At 41.5% G+C, this 19,139-nt stretch carries 17 protein-coding genes; 12 read left to right on the top strand and 5 right to left on the bottom strand.

The window, feature by feature from the left end; all coding sequences use genetic code 11:
* Nucleotides 1-238 precede the first annotated feature (238 nt).
* Nucleotides 239-916, top strand: coding sequence for a 7-cyano-7-deazaguanine/7-aminomethyl-7-deazaguanine transporter (locus AB4128_RS15070; RefSeq protein ID WP_055025846.1), 678 nt, complete (start codon nt 239-241; stop codon nt 914-916).
* 257 nt (nt 917-1,173) lie between these two features.
* Complete coding sequence (locus tag AB4128_RS15075) at nt 1,174-1,629, top strand: GNAT family N-acetyltransferase (protein WP_055025872.1); 456 nt, start codon at nt 1,174-1,176, stop codon at nt 1,627-1,629.
* Between the two features lie 931 nt (nt 1,630-2,560).
* Here AB4128_RS15075 and AB4128_RS15080 read toward each other — a convergent pair.
* Together AB4128_RS15080 and AB4128_RS15085 are read right to left on the bottom strand one after the other, a co-directional pair.
* Nucleotides 2,561-4,693, bottom strand: a complete 2,133-nt coding sequence (locus AB4128_RS15080) for a cache domain-containing protein (RefSeq protein WP_055025845.1) — start codon at nt 4,691-4,693, stop codon at nt 2,561-2,563.
* Nucleotides 4,694-4,696: 3 nt separating this feature from the next.
* Nucleotides 4,697-6,079 (bottom strand): sigma-54 dependent transcriptional regulator, encoded by a 1,383-nt coding sequence (locus tag AB4128_RS15085; protein ID WP_055025844.1) that lies wholly within the window; start codon nt 6,077-6,079, stop codon nt 4,697-4,699.
* Nucleotides 6,080-6,379: 300 nt separating this feature from the next.
* Between AB4128_RS15085 and AB4128_RS15090 the strand changes: the two genes are divergently transcribed.
* The 8 genes from AB4128_RS15090 (at nt 6,380) to mutM (ending at nt 13,574) form a co-directional block, all read left to right on the top strand.
* A complete protein-coding gene (locus AB4128_RS15090; protein WP_055025843.1) occupies nt 6,380-7,201 on the top strand; it encodes a substrate-binding domain-containing protein in 822 nt (273 codons plus the stop codon).
* The gene (locus AB4128_RS15095) at nt 7,201-7,908 is read left to right on the top strand and encodes an ABC transporter permease (RefSeq protein ID WP_055025842.1); all 708 of its coding nucleotides are present in this window, start codon (nt 7,201-7,203) and stop codon (nt 7,906-7,908) included. The genes AB4128_RS15090 and AB4128_RS15095 overlap by 1 nt, the downstream gene beginning before the upstream one ends.
* Nucleotides 7,905-8,615, top strand: coding sequence for an energy-coupling factor ABC transporter ATP-binding protein (locus AB4128_RS15100; protein ID WP_119968074.1), 711 nt, complete (start codon nt 7,905-7,907; stop codon nt 8,613-8,615). Before AB4128_RS15095 ends, AB4128_RS15100 begins: the two co-directional genes overlap by 4 nt.
* On the top strand, nt 8,599-9,183 hold the full coding sequence (gene mobA / locus AB4128_RS15105; protein ID WP_055025840.1) for a molybdenum cofactor guanylyltransferase MobA: 585 nt from the start codon (nt 8,599-8,601) through the stop codon (nt 9,181-9,183). Before AB4128_RS15100 ends, mobA begins: the two co-directional genes overlap by 17 nt.
* A 39-nt stretch (nt 9,184-9,222) precedes the next feature.
* Entirely contained in the window at nt 9,223-11,037 is a 1,815-nt protein-coding gene (locus tag AB4128_RS15110; protein ID WP_372038180.1) for a bifunctional molybdopterin-guanine dinucleotide biosynthesis adaptor protein MobB/molybdopterin molybdotransferase MoeA, read from the top strand.
* A gap of 23 nt (nt 11,038-11,060) precedes the next feature.
* Complete coding sequence (gene moaA / locus AB4128_RS15115; RefSeq protein WP_065110291.1) at nt 11,061-12,047, top strand: GTP 3',8-cyclase MoaA; 987 nt, start codon at nt 11,061-11,063, stop codon at nt 12,045-12,047.
* Nucleotides 12,048-12,218: 171 nt separating this feature from the next.
* Nucleotides 12,219-12,674: a hypothetical protein gene (locus AB4128_RS15120; protein WP_372038181.1), complete on the top strand. Its 456-nt coding sequence runs from the start codon at nt 12,219-12,221 to the stop codon at nt 12,672-12,674.
* Between the two features lie 84 nt (nt 12,675-12,758).
* A complete protein-coding gene (mutM, locus tag AB4128_RS15125) occupies nt 12,759-13,574 on the top strand; it encodes a bifunctional DNA-formamidopyrimidine glycosylase/DNA-(apurinic or apyrimidinic site) lyase (protein ID WP_119968070.1) in 816 nt (271 codons plus the stop codon).
* A 103-nt stretch (nt 13,575-13,677) separates the two neighbouring features.
* On the opposite strand, the gene AB4128_RS15130 is transcribed toward mutM, so the two are convergent.
* Together AB4128_RS15130 and coaD are read right to left on the bottom strand one after the other, a co-directional pair.
* Nucleotides 13,678-15,204, bottom strand: a complete 1,527-nt coding sequence (locus AB4128_RS15130; RefSeq protein ID WP_372038182.1) for a capsule assembly Wzi family protein — start codon at nt 15,202-15,204, stop codon at nt 13,678-13,680.
* Between the two features lie 63 nt (nt 15,205-15,267).
* Nucleotides 15,268-15,759 carry a pantetheine-phosphate adenylyltransferase gene (coaD, locus tag AB4128_RS15135; protein ID WP_055025835.1) on the bottom strand — a complete coding sequence of 164 codons (492 nt, stop codon included), beginning with the start codon at nt 15,757-15,759 and terminating at the stop codon, nt 15,268-15,270.
* A 240-nt stretch (nt 15,760-15,999) separates the two neighbouring features.
* On the opposite strand from coaD, the gene wecB reads away from it, so the two are divergent.
* Together wecB and AB4128_RS15145 are read left to right on the top strand one after the other, a co-directional pair.
* A complete protein-coding gene (gene wecB, locus AB4128_RS15140; RefSeq protein ID WP_372038183.1) occupies nt 16,000-17,133 on the top strand; it encodes a non-hydrolyzing UDP-N-acetylglucosamine 2-epimerase in 1,134 nt (377 codons plus the stop codon).
* Between the two features lie 13 nt (nt 17,134-17,146).
* On the top strand, nt 17,147-18,280 hold the full coding sequence (locus AB4128_RS15145) for a glycosyltransferase family 4 protein (RefSeq protein WP_055025834.1): 1,134 nt from the start codon (nt 17,147-17,149) through the stop codon (nt 18,278-18,280).
* Nucleotides 18,281-18,370: 90 nt separating this feature from the next.
* On the opposite strand, the gene AB4128_RS15150 is transcribed toward AB4128_RS15145, so the two are convergent.
* Nucleotides 18,371-19,123 carry a glycosyltransferase family 25 protein gene (locus tag AB4128_RS15150; RefSeq protein WP_055025833.1) on the bottom strand — a complete coding sequence of 251 codons (753 nt, stop codon included), beginning with the start codon at nt 19,121-19,123 and terminating at the stop codon, nt 18,371-18,373.
* Nucleotides 19,124-19,139 lie beyond the last annotated feature (16 nt).

Genomic DNA, 19,139 nt, shown 5'->3' on the forward strand with positions numbered 1-19,139 from the left:
TCATCGCTGACACTTACTTTTGTTGTTGCCAATTCATTTAGGCTAACTCCATTTTATGAACTTGAGAGTTGCATCTTATTTTTCGATCACTATAATGCGTCCTCCTTGGCAACAGCCGATAGGCTATGATTAAGCCAGTTTATGGCATATCACTAATCAGCTTTCTAACAATAATACTGCCATCCTTAATTCAATACGGGTTCCCTCACCCCGTCTAACCCAATAAAAAGGCTACAAGATGTTAAAACTATCTCAGGCGCAATGTCGCCGTGCACTGATGTTTCTAGTCAGTTTTCATATCATCATTATTTGCGCAAGCAACTACTTGGTGCAGCTTCCGTTTCAAATATTTGGTTACCATACAACTTGGGGCGCATTTAGCTTTCCTTTTGTATACCTAGCAACCGACCTAACGGTACGTATATTTGGCCAGAAAGCCGCGCGGAGTATTATTTTTAAAGCGATGCTACCTGCGTTGCTGATTTCCTATGTGATGGGAGTTATCTTTCATCAAGGCGCATTTCAGGGCGCTGCATCATTAGTTGAGTGGAATCAATTTGTGTTCCGAATTGCTTTTGCAAGCTTTGTGGCCTATCTCGTAGGACAACTCATGGACATCACAGTATTTGCTCAATTACGTAAAGCAAAAGCGTGGTGGATAGCACCAGCATCCTCGACCCTTTTTGGTAACCTCGTTGATACTATCGTCTTTTTCAGCGTCGCCTTTTACGCTTCAACCGACGCATTTATGGCTCAACATTGGCCTGAAATTGCTATGGTCGATTATGGCTTCAAGTTAATCGTTAGCTTAGGGCTATTTTTGCCTGCTTATGGTGTTTTGTTAAAAGTGCTGAGTGATAAACTTATCGAGACACCGGCAGAAAATTTGATTTTGACTAACGAAACTAAGTCGTAAACATCACTTAGCTGTCGATTAATTGATCAATGCGGCATTTTTCAATCAATCCTGCACGCCAACTGGTACGATGAGATATAATAATCCAGTGTTTATTCGCTGCTAACCAAGATTCAAAAAGACTTTCACAGTTTTCAATCATTTGCTAATACATCGCAAAAGATAAATTGAAAGCACGTGAAGGTCTCTTTAATAACAAGTCTACTCACCTTGAAGTAACTTGCTGTATTAAGGTTCTCAGCCCTGCGGAAGATAAAATGTTAAATATCCAAATCGAAGCTTATACAGAGCTTTCAGCTGAAGTGTCAGAAAAACTGGCTTTATTAACGTCTCGTATTAGTGAGCTCGATCGCACTCAAAGTGCCGAGTCGCTTGTTGAACGCATAGGTGATAAGCCTAGTTTAATTCTATTTGCTTATGTTGAAGGCGAATTAGCGGGCTTTAAATTAGGTTATCAGTCTGAAGAAGATTGCTTTTATAGCTGGCTAGGTGGTGTTGATGCAGATTTTCGTCAACTTGGTTTAGCAAAGTCTATGCTTGAATATCAAGAAAAATGGGCAAAAGCACAAGGCTATACTCGCCTAGAAGTGAAAACCCGTAATCAGTTTCAAGCCATGCTAAATATGTTGGTAGCTAATCAGTACCAAATTACGCAAGTTGAAAGCCACCCTAGCATCGACAAAAACAAACTTCACCTTCAAAAAGTTCTATAAAACAAACATTTGAACAAAGAGTTATGTTCCCTATTGTTAGTGCTAACCGGTTAACGATTATGGTTAGCGCCTAATGTAGACATATATTTGGAAAAAAATTGAGCAATTACCTTGCAAACGCAAATGATAATGATTATTATTAACTTACGTTCCAAAACTCAGTTATCAACATTAATAGCTTCATCTCCTATTAACCTAACTGAGTCTGCAAGCACAACATTGCTCCAACACTCTTTTAGCCAGGCTCATCACCTGGCTTTTTCTTGCCTGCAATTCACACAATGATTAACCCCCAATGTAAACACTATGTAAAGCCGATAACAAAATGTAATAAAAACTTGCTAACGATAATGAGAATGATTATTATTTATTTGCGTTCCAAAACTCAGTTATCAAATTAATAGCTTCATCTCCTATTAACTTTTCTGAGTATGCAAGCACGACATTGCTCCAACACTCTTTATAGCCAGGCTCATCACCTGGCTTTTCTTTGCCTGTTTTTCAGATACTGACAACTCTAAAGCTTAAAATCACTCATTGTCCCCACACAAATACCTTTCAGTATTTTAGGCGCGAACTTCTTATGCTTATGTGTAAATCAAGGAAGTGAATGCCACTGTAACGGGCTGAATTTGCCATTGTAAAAAAACTGGATGTAAAGGGAATGTAAAGTAAGTGAAAAAGCCCAATTAATATTTGCAAACGATAATGAGAATGATTATTATTTATGTGCGTTCCAAAACTCAGTAATCAAATTAATAGCTTCATCTCCTATTAATCCCCTCTGAGTATGCAAGCACGACATTGCTCACACACTCTTTGTGGCCGGACTCATCATCCGGCTTTTTTTTGTCTATTTTTTATCGTCTAAGTTAACGCTCAACTTTATCTATTATTGACGATAAATTCAGTCGACGTTATTTAGCCTTAATTAGTCATCTAGTCGCTTAGTATCTCCAAAATGTAGCCCTTCATAAGGGTTATCACCTTGTTCTTCTTTAGCTTTGTGATACATACCAATGGTAAATACGGTTCCTTTACCTAAGGTTGACTTCACTTCAATTGTGCCGCCTATGCGCTTAATAATGCCGTAGCTCAGTGACAAACCTAAACCAGTACCATCTTTGCGTGTGGTATAAAACGGATCAAAAATACGACTTAATCTTTCTGGCGCAATCCCGACACCTTCATCTTCCACTTCAACTTTTACACCCACGACTTGTCCTTGCTCAACCCAATCATTGGCTCTAATCCAAATGCGGCCTTTACTTTCAATTGCATGGGCTGCGTTGACCACTAGATTAATCAAGACTTGAATAACTTGAGGGCGATTGACTTGAACATCTGCAGTGGTATTAATCTCTTGAATCAACTCAACTTCTTGTTTTTCAATCGAGTGGCGAACCAATACCAATACTTCTTCAATCATGGATTGAACTTGATGCATTTCAAGCGGAGCATTAAATTCACCTGGACGACTGTATTGCAACAAGCTTCGAATAATAGTGCTGATCCGTCCGACTTGCTGAATGACTAGCTCTATCTCTTCTTCAACTACATTCGCATTGGAGCCAAGTTCATATTTCATTAGCTCCATATTGCCAAGGATCACCGCTGTTGGGTTATTAATCTCATGAGCAATACCAGCGGTTAACTCACCAAGAGCAGTTAATTTCTCATTGGTGACAAGTTGTTGACGAGTCTCATTGAGTAAAGCAACGTTACGTTGTAGCTCTTCTGTCTTGTCTTGTAAGCTGCGAGTACGTTCTTCTACTTTCACTTCTAATTGTTCTGCTGCGGCTTGAATTTGAAGATTACGTCTCTGCAGTAAATCCAGCATATGATCAAACTGCTCTGCCAAATTAGACAGTTCATTATCTCTGTCTAAGCCAAGTTCGCCAATGCGAAGATCTCGACCAGACTGTACTGCTTTTACAACATGATGGATGCGCTCAATAGGCTCTAATAAACTATTAGCACCTCGATATACTAAAAAACCAGAGACTAAAAGCACTAACATTAATATCGTGCCGAGTTCGATAATATTGAGAATATAAGTATGAATAAAAGGAGCTTCAGAGAAGCCTGTGTAAATCATGCCAATTCGATTACCACGTACATCTTCTAACGGCGAATAACCAGAAATAAACCAGTCATTTAGTACAAATGCTCGGTCTACCCACGGCGTGCCTTCAACCAAGACTTTCTGTCGTACTTCATCAGATACCAGTGTCCCTAAAGCACGTGATTGCGCGGCTTGCTTAGTTGAAAACAAATCCATCGGCACATTGGTACTGACACGGGCATTATCTAAGAAAATCGTCACAGTACCAATCGAGCGCTCTGGCAGTGTACCTTGGTCGTACACTAAATCTCGAATATGATCGACAATAGCCGTATCACGGTTAAATAACGTTGCCCCATCAAGGTACCAGCTCACTTGCCCATCTTGATCAACTATCGGTAATAATGTCCGGCTGAGCATGCCACGAGTCTCTTCTGACTTTTGCGGTTCTTGTGCTCGCAAAGTCGCAGACAAGGGTACTCTAGCAAGATCGGCTAAATTGGGGTCAAGCCGATCTAACCTTTTAGCAGATAACACCATTAGCCCAGAATAAGCCTGATTATTACTGATTTTGGGTAATAGCTGCCTCAAGTCCGGATCAGCATTGGCTTCTTCAATTCTAATGAGTCGCAATACATCTAGATCAAGAATCTTTTTTTGTTGTGCTAAATAGCCGTCAATTATCGCTATAGGCTCTTTGTCACCCTGCTGAATTCGTTTAAATGCTTGCTGAAAATCCCAAGATTGACTGACATTGTGCAACTGTATTTCTTGCTGCTTTTGCACTTGTTCTAAGGTGTTTATGGCAACGGTCAAGTCCGCCTTAACCTTCATAAACAACTGCTTACCTGTATAACTAATATTCCAATAAATCGTAATAAACACGAGGCTAATTAACGTCAGCAAAATAGGAAGCAAGGTTAGAATCAAAATACGATAACGCACCTTGGCTTGCATTTGCTGCCAACTAACACCGAAGAACTGACGAAAAACAGACACGATTTAGTCTTCCTTATCCGATTCGATTTCGAACCATTCTTTGTATTTTCGATCTAACGTTTTACGAGAAACCCCAAGATCACGTGCAGCAGCAGATTTATTGCCATTATGGGCATCAACCACACTCATGACATGCTGTTTTTCAACTTCTTTTAATGGCCAGCTTAGTGGATAACCCGCTTGAGTCACTACTTCTGTCTCTTGGGATTTTTTCCAATATTCTGCAGGCGGCTTGCCCAATAAAATGCATCGCTCGATCATATTACGTAATTCTCGAATATTACCTGGCCATTCATGTTGTTGCAGCACTAACAAATCTTCATGGCTCCATACAACTTCTTTTACGCCTAACTCACGTGCAAGTTGCCAAGTAAAATGATGCGTTAATTCAATGACATCTTCAGGGCGAGTGCGCAATGGAGGAATAAGAATATTAAGCACATTAAGGCGGTAATATAAATCGCTACGGAAATTTCCTTCAGCCACTTCTTCGGATAATTTTCGGTTGGTTGCAGCCACAACTCTGACATCAATCGCCACTTCTTTTTCGCTGCCCACAGGGCGAATCGCTTTTTGCTCAAGCACACGTAGTAGTGCGGTTTGCATTTTCATTGGCATTTCACCAATTTCATCTAAGAAAATCGTTCCACCGGTGGCAAAATTAAATAATCCTTCTCGATTACCTTTAGCTCCAGTAAAGGCGCCAGCGGTGTGACCAAACAGCTCACTACCTAACAATTCTGGCGCAATAGCACCACAGTTAACGGGTACAAACGGGCCTGTACGTCCGCTAAGTTGATGTAATTGCCTTGCAACGAGCTCTTTACCTGTACCAGATTCACCTTCAATCAATACCACGGCATTGGTTGGCGCAACACGTTCAATAACTTGTTTCACCTCCATCATGGCGTCGCTATTACCAATCATAGTGGTTGAGTGGCCACTTGATAACTCACGACGTAACATGAAGTTTTCACGCTTTAATAAACGGCGCTCAATACAGCGATCAACTGATGTCATCATTTGTTCTAAGTGAAACGGCTTCATGATGAAGTCGGATGCGCCAGCACGCAGTGCTTTTATCGCTACGTCCATATCAGCATAGCCGGTCATAAAAATAATATCTGAACGGCGCTCTTTTTCATTGAGTGCTTCATGCCACTCAATACCTGAACGATCTGGTAAGCGAATATCAACAATTAATAAATCAAAATGGCCACGACTACGAAGCTTTTCAGCCTCTGCAATGGTAGAAGCGGTTTCAACTAATGCGAACTTCTTGGAAAGCGCCTTTTTTAAAAAACTGCGCATGCCTGGCTCATCGTCAACAATCAAAACAGATACCGCTGTCGGAAGTGGTTTTGAGTTTGATTCATTATTATTCATATGGCTTCTACTTTGGACATTTTGACTATATTAATCATTATCGTATCACTAAAAACCTATAAATGGGTCAGTTTGCCCTGCAGAATCCTCGTTTTGAGACAATTTGTCTATAAAACCGAAACTTGCGATGTGAGGGTGATCACAGTTTTATTTTAGTCGTGATCCATATTTTTTTTGTTACTTTTGGCATACCTCTTGCTCTGTGAGTTTTGTTACGGGCAACGTTGCCCGAGTTCATTAAAAACCATCAGCAACACAATCACGTTGTATAGCAGGTTACTTTTTTATCAAGGAGATAAAATGTTTAATTTAAAGTCAGGTTTAACTGCTTTTTTAGGTATGGCACTAATCAGTAGTGCAATGGTCAGTGATTCAGTTGAAGCGACAGAAACGATTAAGTTAGCAACCACAACCAGCACAGATAACTCAGGTTTATTACGCGCAATTTTACCGACATTTGAAGCTGAATCTGGTTACAAAGTACAAGTGATTGCGACCGGAACGGGCAAAGCATTAAAGCTTGCACGTCAAGGAGATGTAGACGTAGTCATGACTCACGCTCCAGCTGCGGAAGCAAAATTTATCAATGAAGGTTATGGCACAACCCCTCGTGGCATTATGGAAAATGACTTCGTAGTGCTTGGACCTAAAAATGATCCAGCCAAAATGAACGGCAGCAAAGATGTTGTTGAAGCGTTCAAAAAAGTAGCAGAAAGCAAGAGCACCTTTATCTCTCGTGGTGACAATTCAGGCACCAATATGAAAGAGCTCGCAATTTGGAAAGAAGCTGCTGTTACCCCAGATTTTTCAGGCTATACTTCAATTGGCCAAGGCATGGGCAAGACATTATTAATGGCTGATGAGAAACAAGCTTACACATTAACTGATCGTGGTACGTTTGTTGCTTATAAATCTAAATTAGATTTAGCAATCACTTTTGAAGGTGGCGCTGCATTAGCCAACCCTTATCAAATCATGCTAATTAGTGCAGAAAAATATCCTGATTTAAATCATCAAGGAGCAAAAGCTTTGAGCGACTGGTTTATTAGCCCTCAAGCACAACAGATGATTAATGATTTCAAAGTTCAGGGAGAACAATTGTTTAAGGCAACATATAAGTAATGAATGATGGCTGGTTAGCCCTAACGCAGCAAGCTTTTAGCTTGCTGCTTTCTTTAGACCCAGACGTATGGTCTATCATAAGTGTATCTTTTTCGGTTTCTTTTGCGGCATTAATCATCACATTAATCCCGTCAATCATGCTTGGCTTTCTGCTTGCATCATACCAATTTCCTGGTCGCTGGTTTGTCACTAACATAGTTCAAACTTTGCAATCAATTCCTACTGTTGTCATAGGCTTACTTGCTTACTTACTGCTAACTCGAAACGGTCCTTTGGGCGATTTACGCTGGTTGTTTACTCAACAAGGTATGATCCTCGGTCAGATGATGATTTGTGCGCCAGTACTGATTGCATTATCTCAAGCAGCCTTTAGCAGTATTGATAAACGTGCTTACGAAACCTCACGCACCTTAGGTGCATCTTGGTCTAGAGCTATTTGGACGGTTTGCCGCGAACTCCGCGTGCCATTATTATTGGCTGTGATTGCCGCATTTAGCCGTATTTTAACTGAGGTTGGTTGTTCGATGATGGTAGGTGGCAATATTCTGCATCATACTCGAAATATTCCCACTGCCATTGCGCTTGAAACCAGTAAGGGTGATTTTGCCCAAGCTATTGCACTAGGACTGGTTTTATTAATCTTGGCGATTGTGATTAATTTCGCTATCGGTTCATTGCGTGGTAAAGCCATGCCTAGGAGCCAATAATGACAGTCAAATTAGTTGCAAAAAATATACGTAAAAACTTTAAAGACAGACTGTTATTTGAATTTGAGCAACTCACATTTTGCCAAGGGGATGTTATTTACCTTCAAGGCGACAATGGCTCAGGCAAATCAACATTGATGAAATTGATTGCTGGCATTATTAAACCTAGCGCTGGCACTGTTACAGCTGAAGGTTTTGAGCCAACAAAATGGTGGCGCAAAAATTCATTGCTTGGCAAAGCGGTATACTTGCATCAGCATGCTTATTTATTTGATGGTTCTGTAGAGTATAATATTCGTTATGCTTTACCAAAAAGTCAGTTATCACCTCAGCAACAACAAGAGCGAGTTGAGCAAGCAATTAACATGGCACAACTGGGCGCATTATTAAAAAGCGATGCAACAGATTTATCTGGCGGTGAGCGGCAACGTTTGGCAGTTGCTAGAGCCTGGATCACTCAGCCCAAATTGCTCATGCTCGACGAACCAATTTCCAATATGGATAAGCAATCGCAAAAATTAGTACTTGCGATGATAAATCAGCTCAAACAAGATGGTACAGGATTGCTAATTAGTAGCCATCAAACTTGCGGTTTAACAGCTTTATGCCAAAAACACTGGCATATATCAGAGCACAAAGTTGTTGAAAGTAACCATATACCTCGCTTTGAACAATCTCAGGAGTTTCACTATGTCAGTGCAAATTGATGCGGTGATTTTAGCTGGCGGTATGGCCAGAAGAATGGGCGGTATTGATAAAGGCTTAGTTGAACTTAGCGGTAAGCCAATGATTGCTCATACTATCGCTCGGGTTCAGCCACAAGTTGATCGTATAATGATTAATGCTAATCGCAGCCAAGCGCAATATGCTGAGTTAGGCTTTGATGTATTAAGCGATCAAGAAAGCGGTTATTTAGGCCCATTAGCCGGAATGGTCACAGCCATGAACAATACCGATGCTGACTTATTGCTAGTGGTGCCTTGTGATAGTCCGATGCTCCCGACTGATTTGTGTGAACGTATGTATGCATCGCTTAAAGAAGCCGATGCCGATATTGTGGTCGCCAGTGACGGTGAACATCATCAGCCAGTGGTTTTACTGCTCAAACCACACTTAAAAGATTCTATGCAGGCATTTTTAGATGCAGGCGATCGTAAAATTTTCCTTTGGTATGAACAACACAAGTATGTGGTCACCAGTTTCGCTGACCAACCAAATGCATTTGTGAATGTGAATACACTTGAACAAAAACTTGTCATCGAGAATGCCAAATAACCTGTGGCAACACAGCGAAAAGTCAACAATGAGGTCTTTATGAGTATACCGTTTTCCAATCCGCTTAATATTCCCGTTCTCGGATTCTGTGCCTATAGCGGCACCGGTAAAACCACCTTATTAAAACAACTTATTCCTGAGCTTAACCGCCGCGGGGTGCGTCTAGCGGTAATAAAACACGCCCACCATAATTTTGATGTCGATATTCCAGGTAAAGACAGCTACGAAATGCGCAAAGCAGGCGCTAAACAAATGTTGGTCGCTTCACATGTTCGTTGGGCGTTAATGACTGAAGATGCTGTTGAGGGCGATCCAAAACTACCGCATTTATTAGCGCAAATTGAAGCAGATAAAGTCGATATCGTTTTAGTTGAAGGCTTTAAAAAGCTCGAGCTACCAAAAATTGAATTACACCGCGCAGCGCACGGCAAGCCCCTTATTCATACTCATGATGACAACATTGTGGCTATTGCCTGTTGTGACGAAACTGAAACGCCAGCAGAGTTAACTCGTTTAGATTTAAATAATGTCGGCCAAATTGCTGACTTTGTAATTGAATACCAAACAAACTGGCAAGCACCAGACATCGAACTGCCGATTCCAGCTGAAGCAACACCAGTATCAGACGAGCAAAAGTTCTTATCTGTTGCTCAAGGCTTAAAGCAATTAATGGCGATGGTGAAGCCACTCACTGTCAGTGAGCAAGTTGAGATTGATGATGCCGCTAACCGTGTACTGGCAAGCGATGCGATTTCTCCCGTAAACGTACCGCAACAAACAAACTCAGCAATGGACGGTTATGCCTTTGCTTATAGCCAAGATAACAGCCCTGAACACCCAGTTGCACCACTTACATTAATGGGTGAAGTGCTGGCAGGCCACGAGTACCCAGGCACCTTAGCAGCAGGTGAAGCTGTACGCATTATGACGGGGGCAACCGTACCCCAAGGCGCTGATACCGTTGAAGCTCGAGAATTAGTCGTCGAGCAAGATGGACAAGTACAGCTACAAGGGCCAGTTATTGCGGGGCAACATGTACGCTTAGCAGGTGAAGATATTGCTAAAGATGCCTTAGCATTAGCAAAAGGTCACCGCATACATGCCGCTGAACAGGGATTATTAGCCTCATTGGGTTTAGCCACTGCCGATGTGGTCAAACAGCCTACTATTGCCGTATTTTCTACAGGCGATGAAGTCAGCCAACCAGGTGAGCCACTAAAAGCCAACTGCATTTATGATTCAAACCGCTACACCATCAAATCAATGGCGCAAAAGTTAGGTTGCCATGTCATTGATTTAGGCATTATCGAAGATAGCGAAGAAGTATTAACAACCGCATTGTCAAAGGCTTCAGTTGATGCGGATATTGTTATCAGTTCAGGCGGCGTATCTGTAGGAAATGCAGATTATATTAAGACTGTCCTCGCGAAGATTGGCGAAATTAACTTCTGGCGTATTAACATGCGTCCAGGTCGCCCTCTCGCATTCGGAAAAGTGAATGAGAGTTTGTTCTTTGGTTTACCAGGTAACCCTGTGGCTGTAATGGTGTCGTTTTTACAGTTTGTTCAACCTGCTATTCGAAAACTCGCTGGCGAAATCAATTATACACCACAGTATTTACCAGCTATTACCGATACTATGTTGCGCAGTAGAACAGGACGAACTGAATTTGTTCGTGGTCAGTATCATTTAAGCAATGATGGACGTTTACATGTTGCCTCTACTGGGGCGCAAGGTTCAGGGATGTTGAACTCAATGGTCAAAGCAAACTGTCTGATTGTTATCGGCGAAGCCGAAGATTCAGTTATGCCAGGCCAACAAGTCTACATTCAGCCTTTTGCTGAACTGTTATAACTAACCAAAAGATGTGCTAATTCATGAGTTTAATAGTCGACAAGTTTAACCGAAAAGTAGAATACTTACGTTTATCGGTCACTGACCGTTGTGATTTTCGCTGTGTATATTGCATGAGTGAAGATCCCAGCTTTTTACCAAGAGAACAGGTATTAAGCCTTGAAGAACTGGCATGGATTGCACAAGCTTTTACCGAATTAGGTGTAAAGAAAATTCGCTTAACTGGCGGTGAGCCTTTAGTTAGAACCGACTGTGACAAATTAATTGAGTTACTCGGTCAACTACCGGGCTTAGATGACTTGTCGATGACCACTAATGGTTCGCGCTTAAGTAAGCTTGCTCAGCCAATGCATGATGCAGGCCTTAAGCGTTTAAACATCAGTTTAGATACCTTAAACCCTGATCTCTTTACCGAAATGACTCGCAATGGCAAAGTCGAACGAGTGATTGCGGGAATTGATGCAGCAAAAGCCGCAGGCTTTAAACACATCAAAATCAATGCGGTGATTTTGCGTGGCAAAAACGATCACGAGGTGATTGATTTAATCAATTTTTGCCGTGACCGTGAGTTAGATATTGCTTTCATTGAAGAAATGCCATTAGGTGTAATGGATGAGCGTAAACGTAGTCGTCACTGCTCAAGTGAAGAAGTGAGAGGACTAATTGAAGAAGCTTATCCATTAATTCCATCAAGTAAACGTACTGGCGGGCCTGCTCGCTATTACAAAATGGCCGACAGCAATATTCATATCGGTTTCATTTCACCTCACAGTAATAATTTCTGCCACGAATGTAATCGTGTTCGCGTGACGGTAGAAGGTCGTTTATTGTTGTGCTTAGGCAATGAGAACTCGGTGGATTTGAAATCAATCGTTCGTGAATTCCCTGGGGATATCGGCAAACTCAAAGAGGCCATATTAGAAGGAATTCAACACAAGCCAAAAGAACATTACTTTGGCACCGATGATGACGTGCAAATCTTACGTTTTATGAATTCAACAGGCGGCTAGTGAACATCAACTTCAGTTAACGAAAGGTGATGCTAAATAATGCATCACCTTTTTTGGATGACTCAGTCAACGCCATTTTCAACTAACGATAACTATTCACTTTTTGCTCACCAGTATTTTGCTATACACTTAGGGACACTATCGGACTCACAAGCAGTAATGCATTAGTTTATGGCTTTATCTCGAAAAAAATGGAACAACATTCTCATCATTGCCTGTGTCTTTATGGTTGCAGTGTTAACCTTTATCGACTCCAAAACCAATAAAATGCCAGATGATGCTCATGCATTATTTGATGAAAGCAACCAGTTAACCCAATTGCAATTTAATGGTATTTGGCTTAATAAGTCAGCCTCTCAATGGCGTTGTGACGATAGCGTGCTCAATTGCCAACCCCTTGCTACTGCTTGGTCAAAACTAATGGTTTCAGCGGTTCAAATGCCTGCAAATGAGATCCAATTGCTTACCCCCCCCGTAACATTGACCATTGCCATTAATCATCAACAACAAGCGCAACATTGGCAGTACTATCCTGCTGAAGGGCTTTTACAATCGACATCAAGCAATTGGTATCAAATACCACCAAGCTTACGCAGTGAGTTAGCACCGATTATCTCAACCCAATAATTATCATCATCTAGTGAGTAACGATAAAGACCAAGTAAACGCCACCAGCGTCAAACTTAGCTAATAGACAATAAATGGATTCATATGCCTGAATTACCAGAAGTAGAAGTCACTAAGCAAGGTGTATCACCGCATCTTGTTGATCAAACCGTACGCGATTTAGTCATTAGAAACGCCTCTTTGCGTTGGCCTGTACCTGATATTTGTAAAAACATCATAGGGCAAACCATTAAGCAGGTTCGCCGCCGAGCCAAATACTTATTAATCGACACCGATGCGGGGATTACCATTGTCCATCTTGGTATGTCTGGCAGCTTACGCATCCTGCCAGCGAATACTCCCGTCGAGAAACATGATCATATCGACCTCGTATTAGAAAATGGCCGAGTACTGAGATACAACGACCCTCGACGATTTGGGGCTTGGCTTTGGTATGAACTGCCAGAAGATGGACACCCGCTACTGTCAAAGTTGGGGCCTGAGCCTCTTAGTGACGGCTTTAATCCACAACAGTTACAACAGGCATTAACCAATAAAAAGAAAGCCATCAAACTGTGTTTAATGGACAACCACATCGTGGTGGGTGTAGGAAACATTTATGCTAACGAAGCACTTTTTGCCGCCGGAATTCACCCGCAAGCAGCGGCTGGCAACATTGATATAGACAGGCTGACAATATTGGTCGCTGAAGTAAAACAAATCCTTGCCCAAGCAATCAAACAAGGCGGCACAACACTTAAAGACTTCACCAACGCAGACGGTAAACCTGGCTATTTTGCGCAAAAGCTCCATGTTTATGGCCGCGGCGGTGAAACTTGCACCGCATGTGGTAACTTACTCAGTGAAATAAAGCTGGGGCAGCGGACTACGGTTTTTTGTGGTGTGTGCCAAAGCCATTAAGCTCACTAGACTTTAGCCTGTGGAGTTTTTTCAGAAAGTAATTTAATGGAATTTCGCTAATAAAAAGCCTCAATCAATGTTGAGGCTTTTTTAGCAAATCATCTTAGAACTTGTACTCGTAGCGCGTAAATAAAGTACCGTCGGTTTCAGAGTCTTCCTCTTCAAATTCAGATTGTGACACGGTTCCGCCAAAGGTCATCATACCGCTCATCAGTGGCATTCTGTAAGACAGCTCTAACATCAACAAATCTTCTTTTGGCGGCTGTGGCGCCCAGCCATGGCTTGGACTTTCTCCATCTTTATTTAACTGTGCATACCTAAATATTGAGGTAAATGCATGGCTGTTTTTAAATTGCCCTACTAACCCTAAAGCATATACCTGCGCATCGCTGTCGTAAGTGCTGCCAAAGGCTCGGCCATGATAACGTGAGCCACTTTTATAGGTTCCATGTTCATAAAAACAATTAAACTTGGTCGAGTCTTCACCACAATAAACCATGGTGTCTGTGTACTCAAAAAACAATTTGTACTGTTGAGAGTCGAAACTAAAGCGGGTATCTACGCCGTACATTTTTCCACAATCGACAATTTCCCAAGGGTCGCCTTTAGAGTCTTCACAGGTACGCTCTAAAAAGATCCCCACAGGGACATCCCAGAAGGTTTCTGAATAGCGTACATCGAAGCCTGCCATTTGGTTGCCATAGTTGGAACAGTCACCATCTTCAAAGCCGCGACAATCACGCTGCCCTGTAATGGACTTCCATGCACTATCTAAATCACACTCCTGACCTTCACCGCAAAATTGTGTGGTCCAAGATAGGCCAATTTCAAGCTGTCTTAACGGTTTAATAGAAGCTCGTAAGTTCCATAACAAAGCATGGGGAGCATACCTTTCTTCTTCCATCATGCTGATGCCACCAGTTAGTGTCCAAGTGCCTAACCATGATAACCAAGGTGTCTCAAAAGCTTCTGCATTGTTACGAGAGACCATTAACGAAGGCATTGGACGAGCATTATTTGATTTATGTAAACCAGAATCAAATCCCGGCCCCCACCATTGCTCTATGGTGCCTGCCGTAACAATCCAGTTGCCTAACACCACGGCCATATATGAATCATCTAATCGAAATGTCTTATCATCTTGTGGGTCGTAATTTGCTGACGCTGTAACCTTATAAGCGAATCGCTCGCCAAGATATTCATGGGAAGCGGTGAGTTCACCTTTTTCACGATAATCTGAGCCAAAATGCTGAAAGCGAGCTTCATCAGTCGCTGCCGTTGCGGCAATTGTCGTATTACCTCTATTTTCAATTGCATTTTGGTAGTAAAAGTTAACCCTCGCAAAAGCATCAACTAGCGCCGGAGACATAATTGATGGCTCAGCTTTTCTCAAATCATTACCGATACCTGACCACATGAGCGGAAAAGTATTAATGGGTACGGTAATCACTCCTGCATCGGCAAGCGCTTGAATGTCGGCACGAAGATAAATATCAGAAGTATCGACCCATGGGGCTGCCACAACAGAAGAACTTAAACAACACCCTGCCAGGCTCAGTGTGGTAAGATGTTTTCTAATAAATCGTTTTGATAACGTACACTTTTGAGATAACGACTGAGATAGTTTCATGCTGTGCTTAATAGGTAATTAAAAAGATTAACGTATTTGAAAAGTCCATTTCACGTTACGTTGCTAAGACTTGGTCGAGGCAATTTTATCCAACAAGGAAATCGCCACATCTTGGTGCACAAATTGACTTACATCGCCGCCGTGTAAAGCAACCTCTTTAACTAAAGTTGAAGAGATAAAAGAGTTTTCTTCGGCAGGTGTTAAAAACACGCTTTCTAAATCAGGGCTTAATCGACGATTCATGTTGGCCAATTGAAATTCATATTCAAAGTCCGACACTGCTCTTAAACCACGCACAAGTACACTGGCCTGTTGTTCTTTAGCAAAATCAACCAACAATCCAGTAAAGCCGACAACTTCTACGTTGTCTAAATGTGCCGTCACAAGGTTCACTTGCTCCACTCTTTCTTCAAGCGTGAACATAGGCTTTTTGGACGGATTTGAGGCAATACCAATGATAACGTGACGGAAAAGTCTCGCAGCACGTTCTATCAGATCAGCATGGCCATTGGTAACAGGATCAAACGTTCCTGGATATATTGCACGTCTATGCATGTAAGTATTCGCTATATCAGTGAATTCAGTCCGTTGAAGAGTATATCATTCAGAACTAAACAAGGTTCATTATCGGTCAACTAAGCCGCCAAATAATACTACAAGGCCGACAATGACAGCAAAATTAATATCGATAAAATGGCTCGATAACGTAAATCAAATACTTTCAGTGCATGGTTATCATAAAAAATAACAGGTAAAATCAGCATTAATCCAATTTCGACCTGTATAGCTATTCAATTGAACTTACTCCCCTTTAAAGTTTTACTGGTTTTCGGCACCCGCCCAGAAGCAATTAAAATGAGCCCACTGGCAAAACTACTTGCTCAGCACCCTAGTTTCGAGGTGCGAGTTTGCGTTACAGGTCAACACCGAGAAATGCTAGACCAAGTATTAGGCTTATTTAATATTACCCCTGATTACGACCTGAACTTGATGAAGTCGCAACAATCTCTTGAATGGTTAACTTCCGCCATTATTGAGGGAACAAGCCATGTTATTAACGACTTTCAACCTCAACTGGTGTTAGTTCATGGAGATACGACTACTTCATTTGCGGCTGCACTTGCCGCCTTCTATAAAAAAGTCGATGTAGGTCATGTTGAAGCAGGCCTCAGAACCGGCGATTTACAATCACCTTGGCCAGAAGAGGCCAATCGAAAACTGACAGCCACACTCGCTAAACACCATTTCGCGCCCACTCAAACGGCTGCAAATAACTTACTAGCGGAGGGGCATCAACCTGATAATGTCCATATCACAGGCAATACCGTGATTGATGCGTTACTGCAAACAGTTGCTTCAAATCATGAAAATGGATTTCAGCCAACGGCATTAACTGAACTACTTAACAGCGTAAGCTATCAAAAAGTGATACTGGTTACAGGCCACAGACGGGAAAATTTTGGCACAGGTTTTGAGAACATTTGTTTGGCATTAAAAAAGATAGCCACTACATATCCTAATGTCGCTATCATCTATCCAGTACATTTAAATCCACAGGTGCAAGCCCCTGTGAATCAATACCTTGGTAATATTGATAACGTTCATCTCATTGCGCCACAAGATTACCCTTCTTTTGTTTATCTCATGGATCGTGCAGATATTATTTTAACCGACTCTGGAGGCGTCCAAGAGGAAGCACCAGCACTTCACAAACCCGTATTAGTGCTTAGAGATAAAACCGAACGTATTGAGGCGCTTGAAGCCGGAACCGTCAACCTTGTAGGAACCGATACTGATCGTATCGTTAACGCTGTCACGACCTTACTTGAGCAACAAGAACAGAATACAAAACCTAGTAACCCTTATGGCGACGGACAAGCCTGTCAACGAATTCAAACGCAAATATTGCGCCATTACCAACTCATTTAATGCAGGCTAGTCCATGAAAAATATTTTTATCATCTATCGCTCAATGTTTACCCCACAAGGTGAGGTACACACCATTGGCGGAATTGAAAACTATATTATGAGCCTCATTGAGACATTTAAGACTCAGCAATGGCGAACTCAAATTGTTCAACCAGCTAAAACATCTTTTTGTCTTGAAAGAGAAGACGTGATTATCAATGGAGTCACAACAGGCATATATCGGGGAAATAGTAAAAAGTTTGCGTTAGCACAATGGGTTAAACAACATGCCAAAGAAGGCGATGTGGTTATCTTCGCCACTGATTCTTATGCAGTCAAAATACCTGGACTCGCCACAGTCGGTATTCAACATGGAGTGTCATGGGACAAGCCCCAAACTAACTCGTCATTTTTAGGGCAGTTTGTGTCTTCGCTGTTGAATCATTATAAGTATCTAAAATTTGCTAGAAAAAGTGATACACTCATTTGCGTCGATCATAACTTTGTAAACTGGTATCGCACTTGGTGCAGCCCCCAAGCCCAACAAATCAAAGTCATCTATAATTTTTATCAACAACGATTATCCACAGACCAGTTGCTACAGAAATGGGCTCAATCGCCGCAACCTCTCAAACTCATCATCGCAAGACGGTTCGTTGACTACCGAGGTATTGCGATAATTGCGCCAGTAATTGAAAAACTGTTAAATCAATTTGAACACCTCGAGGTCACATTCGCTGGAGAGGGGCCACTTCAGCCTTTACTCGAAAAAGCCTTTGCAAAACATCCTCGAGTTACAATCACTCAGTATCAAGCCCAAGAAAGCTTTCACATCCACCAGCAACATCATATAGCGGTTATTCCAACCTTAGGTTCAGAAGGCACATCATTGTCCATGATTGAAGCTATGGCAGCGGGCTGTTTGGTAATAAGCAGCAATGTAGGAGGCCTTTCAAACTTAATTATCGACGGCTATAACGGCCATTTGGTTATGCCTAATGCTAATGAGTTTGAACGGGTTATTTACCGAGCAATTAATGATATAAACCAAACTCAACAGCTGGCAATCAATGGATATGAGTCAATTAAACACGTCTGCTCGCAAGCGCAATGGTCTCGGGCTTGGGTTGATGTCATAAAAAGCTTACCTTCTAAAGCTTGTCATTAAATCTTGTTTATCGACTAAAAATCACAGCCACAAGAATCAAAAAAAGCGACAATATTGCTATTGTCGCTTTTAAAGTAAAAACATTAATATTTAACGCTTTAACTGATTAATATCAGGTAACTTATTTCTATTTATCCGCACGTTTGCTTCAAAACACACCTTTTGCCAAATACGTCTCACTGGATGTTTTTTAGCATTATTTCTATTTTCTAAAGTGCAGATTTCACTTTCAAAATCAGCCTCTAATACCGGAAAGGGTTTAACGACATAGCAAGCTAATGATTTTTCATACCAATACTGTATATCGATATCAATTGGCCTCGTAATCGGAGTGGCGCTAGCTAATAACTTTTGGGCCCCTGATATCGATACAAATTGCCCGCGAGTGGAAGACGGTAACTTTAAACAAGTCGACAATGAAAATAGCTCTGTTAACTCAATACTATCAATGACTTTTTTCTGCTTTCGTCCATGACATAACTTAATGTAATCCCATGAAGAAGGTAATTGGCTAATGCTCTGTATCAGTGAGAGTAACTCAGGGTTAAGCACTGAGTCATCCTCTAGAATAAGCGCAAAATCTAACCCTTGCGAAACCATCATGTTCCAGCAGTTTATATGGCTCAGATAACAGCCAATTTCACCCACATTAAGCACTTTATCGTACTTTGCAAGATTCGCTTTTTCATTGAAGACAGCGTGGATTTCAGCATCATCTAGGTCTTTGCCATATACAGCCGGTACTCTTTCATAGTCTATATTGAGTAGTTCTAGCTGTTGACGCATAAAAGCCATTCTTTCGGTGCTTTTATCAAGATTTATTACAAACACTTTAAACTGCATAATGTCTCTTCTACCA

Origin of the sequence: Shewanella sp. 10N.286.52.A9, assembly GCF_041468985.1 — a bacterium.
Classification (GTDB): Bacteria; Pseudomonadota; Gammaproteobacteria; order Enterobacterales; family Shewanellaceae; genus Shewanella; species Shewanella japonica.

What these genes read in the sequence shown, in the direction of transcription:
- AB4128_RS15070 (WP_055025846.1), top strand. Translation starts at nt 239, where the DNA reads ATGTTAAAACTATCTCAGGCGCAATGTCGCCGTGCACTGATGTTTCTA.
- AB4128_RS15075 (WP_055025872.1), top strand. Translation starts at nt 1,174, where the DNA reads ATGTTAAATATCCAAATCGAAGCTTATACAGAGCTTTCAGCTGAAGTG.
- AB4128_RS15085 (WP_055025844.1), bottom strand. Translation starts at nt 6,079, where the DNA reads ATGAATAATAATGAATCAAACTCAAAACCACTTCCGACAGCGGTATCT.
- AB4128_RS15090 (WP_055025843.1), top strand. Translation starts at nt 6,380, where the DNA reads ATGTTTAATTTAAAGTCAGGTTTAACTGCTTTTTTAGGTATGGCACTA.
- AB4128_RS15095 (WP_055025842.1), top strand. Translation starts at nt 7,201, where the DNA reads ATGAATGATGGCTGGTTAGCCCTAACGCAGCAAGCTTTTAGCTTGCTG.
- mobA (WP_055025840.1), top strand. Translation starts at nt 8,599, where the DNA reads ATGTCAGTGCAAATTGATGCGGTGATTTTAGCTGGCGGTATGGCCAGA.
- AB4128_RS15110 (WP_372038180.1), top strand. Translation starts at nt 9,223, where the DNA reads ATGAGTATACCGTTTTCCAATCCGCTTAATATTCCCGTTCTCGGATTC.
- moaA (WP_065110291.1), top strand. Translation starts at nt 11,061, where the DNA reads ATGAGTTTAATAGTCGACAAGTTTAACCGAAAAGTAGAATACTTACGT.
- AB4128_RS15120 (WP_372038181.1), top strand. Translation starts at nt 12,219, where the DNA reads ATGGCTTTATCTCGAAAAAAATGGAACAACATTCTCATCATTGCCTGT.
- mutM (WP_119968070.1), top strand. Translation starts at nt 12,759, where the DNA reads ATGCCTGAATTACCAGAAGTAGAAGTCACTAAGCAAGGTGTATCACCG.
- AB4128_RS15130 (WP_372038182.1), bottom strand. Translation starts at nt 15,204, where the DNA reads ATGAAACTATCTCAGTCGTTATCTCAAAAGTGTACGTTATCAAAACGA.
- coaD (WP_055025835.1), bottom strand. Translation starts at nt 15,759, where the DNA reads ATGCATAGACGTGCAATATATCCAGGAACGTTTGATCCTGTTACCAAT.
- AB4128_RS15145 (WP_055025834.1), top strand. Translation starts at nt 17,147, where the DNA reads ATGAAAAATATTTTTATCATCTATCGCTCAATGTTTACCCCACAAGGT.
- AB4128_RS15150 (WP_055025833.1), bottom strand. Translation starts at nt 19,123, where the DNA reads ATGCAGTTTAAAGTGTTTGTAATAAATCTTGATAAAAGCACCGAAAGA.